Annotated in this window: 6 protein-coding genes and 1 pseudogene; 4 read left to right on the plus strand and 3 right to left on the minus strand. The window is 71.0% G+C overall.

The genetic code is table 11. The annotated features are described in order from the left end of the window. The first annotated feature begins 294 nt into the window (after positions 1-294). Complete coding sequence (locus KBX53_RS23975; RefSeq protein ID WP_210861761.1) at positions 295-981, plus strand: PASTA domain-containing protein; 687 nt, start codon at positions 295-297, stop codon at positions 979-981. 7 nt (positions 982-988) lie between these two features. On the opposite strand, the gene KBX53_RS23980 is transcribed toward KBX53_RS23975, so the two are convergent. Together KBX53_RS23980 and KBX53_RS23985 are read right to left on the minus strand one after the other, a co-directional pair. Beyond that, positions 989-1,450 (minus strand): hypothetical protein, encoded by a 462-nt coding sequence (locus tag KBX53_RS23980; protein ID WP_030331956.1) that lies wholly within the window; start codon positions 1,448-1,450, stop codon positions 989-991. Positions 1,451-1,549: 99 nt separating this feature from the next. Next, a complete protein-coding gene (locus tag KBX53_RS23985) occupies positions 1,550-1,834 on the minus strand; it encodes a hypothetical protein (RefSeq protein WP_030331959.1) in 285 nt (94 codons plus the stop codon). Positions 1,835-2,461: 627 nt separating this feature from the next. Here KBX53_RS23985 and KBX53_RS23990 point away from each other — a divergent pair. From KBX53_RS23990 to KBX53_RS24000, 3 genes are all read left to right on the plus strand, one after another. After that, on the plus strand, positions 2,462-3,343 hold the full coding sequence (locus KBX53_RS23990; RefSeq protein WP_030331961.1) for a helix-turn-helix transcriptional regulator: 882 nt from the start codon (positions 2,462-2,464) through the stop codon (positions 3,341-3,343). Next, positions 3,313-3,534 (plus strand): DUF397 domain-containing protein, encoded by a 222-nt coding sequence (locus tag KBX53_RS23995; protein ID WP_210861763.1) that lies wholly within the window; start codon positions 3,313-3,315, stop codon positions 3,532-3,534. The genes KBX53_RS23990 and KBX53_RS23995 overlap by 31 nt, the downstream gene beginning before the upstream one ends. A gap of 219 nt (positions 3,535-3,753) precedes the next feature. Beyond that, on the plus strand, positions 3,754-4,152 hold the full coding sequence (locus KBX53_RS24000) for a hypothetical protein (RefSeq protein WP_030331964.1): 399 nt from the start codon (positions 3,754-3,756) through the stop codon (positions 4,150-4,152). Here KBX53_RS24000 and KBX53_RS24005 read toward each other — a convergent pair. Beyond that, positions 4,120-4,358 (minus strand): annotated as a pseudogene (locus KBX53_RS24005) (hypothetical protein); the annotation flags it as partial. The gene KBX53_RS24000 and the pseudogene KBX53_RS24005 sit on opposite strands and share 33 nt — an antisense overlap.

Here is a 4,358-nt window from a genome sequence, read left to right on the forward strand (position 1 = left end):
ACGTCACCGGACGCAGCGGGAAGGTCAGTCGGCAGGAGCCCACCGAGGATGGCTCGGCCCGGTGGAACGACCAGGTCAGCCTCTGGTGTGGCGCGGACTCCGTCGAGCAACCGACCACGAAACCCACGCCCTGACGCCTGGCCGGCGGGTCCCGCTTCCCGGCGGGTGCCCGCCGCTCGGCCTCGTCGACAGCCGGCGCGGCTCGGCACGCTGATCCCCGCCGATGGCGGTGTGGACGACTAGGTTGGCGGTCGAGGGCCGTGACGCCCGTCCGGGTTCGGGAAGGGACGTGCGATGAGCGACGACCGCCAGGAGCCTCCCGTCGGTGACGACGACGACTTGACCCGTCCCCTGCCCGCCGACGCTGACCGGCCGGGCCCGCCGGCCGACCACACGGCGCCGATACCTCCGCCGTGGTCCGGGCGGGCGGAGGTGCGCTCGCCCCGACCCGATGACTCCGCCGGAGAGTGGTACGTCGAGGAGCAGGGTGGTCGGCGGTGGTGGTCGCCGATCCTCTGGGGCGTCCTGGCGCTGCTGCTCGCCGGCCTGATCGGAGGCGCGCTCTGGTTGGTGCGTTCCCCGCAGGATGACGACCGGGACGATCCGGGGTCCACCCCGTCACTGCCGCCGACCAGCGCCACCAGCGCCCCTGCGACCAGCGCGGCCCCCACCTCGGCGGCACCCACCAGCGAGTCCCCGAGCAGCCCGGCCACCACGGACGCGCCGGACGAGGTGCCGGTGCCACCGCTCACCGGCCTGCCGCAGGCCACCGCCGAAGGGCTGTTGGATCGGCTCGGCCTGGCCCACCGGGTGGTGTTCCGCCCGTCGGAGCTGCCGGCGGGGACGGTGGTGGGCACCGAGCCGGGGGCGGGCGAGTCGGTGTCGACCGACGATGAGGTGTTGTTGATCGTCTCGCAGGCCGAGCCTCCGAGCGGGACGACCCCGACCACACCCAGCCCCACTGTGACGCGTACGCCGTGACCGCTTGTCACCACATCCGGCGGCGGGTGCCGACGAGGCCGATGCCGGCCAGCGAGATGGCCAGGCCGAAGATGCCGGACCAGAACAGCGAGCGGCGGATCTCTTCGGCGTCGTGTCCGGCCGGAGCTGCTTCGGTGAGCTCCTGACGGTTGTCGGACTGGCCGCCGGCACCCAGGCCGGATACCGCCCCGGTCGGGTCGGCACCGCCGTAGTGGTCGGCCGGCGCGTGGGTGTCGATCCAGCCCGGTTCCTCGTCGACCGACTGACCGTCGTCAGTCGGCGGGTCGGAGTCGAGCACGGTGATCTCCGGTGCGGGCACCGGTGTGGTCAGCCGGGTGGACGACATCGCCGGGTCGCGGACGAGGACCAGCAGTGTCGCCATCGCCCCGAAGAGGGCGAGGAGTCCGATGGCATAGGCGATACGGGAGCGGTGGTGCCGCCGCAGGGCGGGCTGATTGACCATGACCATCCCAGGGTCAGGGTCCTGGACGAGCGGGTGGAACGGTGCCGGGGTGGGCGTACCTGATTCTATGGCGACGGCACGCCCACCGGCGGCGGATCTGCTCGGTCAGCCCACCCGGACCGGGGTGCGCGCGACCGGGCGGCGGGTCCGCACGGTGTGCGGACGGGGTTCGGGGGCGGCGTGCAGCTGCTGCAGCCCTTCCCGCTGGACGAAGATCGACCGTCGGGTGACCGCGTCACCCGCCGCGTTCAACTCGTAGCCGTCGAGCCAGAGCCAGCCGTCATAGGTCGGCCAGTCGAGCACCCGGATCACCCGGAACTTGATCGGCCTGAGGAACTGGACACTCGCCGCGCGAGTCACGTGCAGTACGTCACCGGTGCGGGGAAGCACATGGGCTCCTGGGGAGGATCGGCCGGCGGCTGCGCCGGCGGTGCCTGAACGGGGGACGTCTCGGCCGGTGACGGGGTCGTGCCTCGTGAACCGGTGGTGCGGATGGCGGTGGTCGGGCCGTACCCCGCTGGTGACGTGCCGCCACCCGACCACCACCCGGTTGCTTCCGGGAACCGCGCCCGCCGCCGCAGCTTGCCGGCTTGCAGCGGCGGGGTCATTACCCCGGAGCAGGTCTCGTTGTCGTCGGCCGGACCCGCGTCGGGCTCGGCGCCCCCGGATCGGTGGGGTCACCACTGGGAGGGACCGAACGGGGACGCTGAGTGATCCGTGCCATACGGACAGAGTGCATCAGGGACGTGCTTCATGCAAGTTGCACGTCGACTTTTGCCGATACGTGAGCGTGTCGCGCGAAAGGCCTATTGAAGCCATCCGCATCCGGGCGGCACACTGAGGGCCGGTTTCGCCCGTCGCGGCCGGCCGAGGACCGGCACCACTCCCCTCCGTCGCGAACGCTCGCCGGTCGACGATCGCGCCCCCGGCGGGTGTCACCCAGTGGCGCGTTACCGGAGGTAGCCCGAGTGGGGTCGAGCAGCCAGCGGCGGGGACCAGTGAGTCACGGGTCGCGCGATGAGTGAGCGGCGCAGTCCCACCATCAGACGGCGGCGGCTCGGGGCCGAGCTGCGCCGCCAGCGGGAGTCCGCCGGAATCACCATCGAGGTGGTCGCCGAACAGTTGGAGTGCTCGGCGTCGAAGGTCTCCCGGATCGAGACCGGGCACACCACGGCCACCCCTCGCGACGTGCGGGACATGCTGCGGATCTACGGCGTGGTCGGCGCCGAGAGCGACGAGCTGGTGCAGATCGCCCGGGAGGCCCGCCAGAAGGGTTGGTGGCACCCGTACAGCACGGTGCTCGTCGGCGCGTACGTCGGGCTGGAGGCGGCCGCGAGTTCGATCCGGGCGTACGAACAGCAGGTCGTTCCGGGCCTTCTGGAGACCGAGGAGTACGCCGGTGCCATGATCCGCGCCGCTCGTCCGGACTTCACCGCCGATCAGGTGCACCAGAGAGTGCGTGTCCGTCTGGGCCGTCAGTCGTTATTGACCCAGGACGATCCGGTCGATCTGTGGGTGGTGCTCGATGAGGCGGTGGTAAGTCGGCCGGTGGGCGGGGACGAGGTGATGCGCGGCCAACTCAGACGGTTGGTCGAGGTGGCCGAGTTGCCGAACGTGACGCTGCAGATCCTGCCCTTCGAGGTGGGTGCGCACGCCGGCATGGACGGCACGTTCACGATCCTCAGCTTCCCTGAGCCCGGTGATCCGGATGTTGTGTACGCGGAGAACGCCACGGGTGGGCTCTTCCTCGAGAAGAGCGACGAACTACAGAAGTACAGCTTCATCTTCGATCACATCCGCGCTGCGGCCATACGTCCGGAGGAGTCCGTCGCACACATCGCAAAACTGGCAGAGGAGCCGTTGTGGAAATGGCGACCAAAGGGTTCCCGGTGGACCTGACGCAGGCAGCGTGGTTCAAGAGCTCGAAGAGCGGGCCGAACTGTGACAACTGCGTGGAGGTGGCGTACGTGACGGGGGCGGTCGGAGTGCGGGACTCGAAGGACAAGGCGGGCCCCGCCCTGGTCTTCGCGCCGGGCGACTGGCACGCCTTCGTCGCCGGCACCCGCGGTGGTGTGTTCGGCGTGGTCTGACCGAGTGGTCAGTGAAGTCCCCGTCCGGTTCGCCGGACGGGGACTTCACCGTGTCCGTCCCCGGTAGGTACGGCGGACGGTCGCGGGTCCCGACGGTGGCCGGCGAGGTTCCGTCGGGATTCCCGTCGCCACAGCGCCCCCGTCTCGTTGAACCGGTCGGTACGGCGCTGGTCGACGACCCGCCGCACCGACCCGCAACCGAGCGAGTAGGCGAGACGGATGACGACGATCGGTTCAGAAAATCTCACCAACGGCCCGGCGAAGCCGGAGCGGTTCGGTGGCAAGTACCGCGGCGCTCGTCGGGACACGGTTCTGACCGAGGTGGTCTCGACCGACCAGGAGTTGACCGGGCGGGAGGGCGCCGCCGAGACGACGGATCCCCCGCTCTCGCTGCCCTCACTGGACCCGAATCCGCTGATCGAGCCGTCGTTCCCACCGAGCGGTTGGCCGGTGGAGCCGCCCCAGTCCCTGGCTGACCACCCGTTGCTGCGTGGCCTGCTGATGGAGTTGCCGCCGAAGGGCACCGTGCCCTCGCAGGACTGGCTGGATCGCTGGTTCGAGGCGACCAGGTCGATCCTGGAGTTGCTATACGTGCAGAGCGCCAGCCGCCCGCGCTGACCGTGCGACGGCCGGCCGGGCCCGCTCGGCGAGGCGGTTGTGCCGCAGCGCGTGCCGGACCCCGATGGCGATCACCGCGACCGCGCCGACGGTGATCGCCGGTCCGGTGACCCCGGGGTCGGCGCCGAGGTCGGTGCCGGCCGCCGCGACCAACGCCGGCACGGTGGCCAGGGCGGTGACCTGTAGTGGCAGCCCGACCAGCGGGT

This window comes from Micromonospora sp. M51 (assembly GCF_018070305.1).
Classification (GTDB): Bacteria; Actinomycetota; Actinomycetes; order Mycobacteriales; family Micromonosporaceae; genus Micromonospora; species Micromonospora parva.

Coding starts and splice junctions, on each gene's coding strand:
- KBX53_RS23975 (WP_210861761.1), top strand. CDS start 295: ATGAGCGACGACCGCCAGGAGCCTCCCGTCGGTGACGACGACGACTTG.
- KBX53_RS23980 (WP_030331956.1), bottom strand. CDS start 1,450: ATGGTCATGGTCAATCAGCCCGCCCTGCGGCGGCACCACCGCTCCCGT.
- KBX53_RS23990 (WP_030331961.1), top strand. CDS start 2,462: ATGAGTGAGCGGCGCAGTCCCACCATCAGACGGCGGCGGCTCGGGGCC.
- KBX53_RS23995 (WP_210861763.1), top strand. CDS start 3,313: ATGGCGACCAAAGGGTTCCCGGTGGACCTGACGCAGGCAGCGTGGTTC.
- KBX53_RS24000 (WP_030331964.1), top strand. CDS start 3,754: ATGACGACGATCGGTTCAGAAAATCTCACCAACGGCCCGGCGAAGCCG.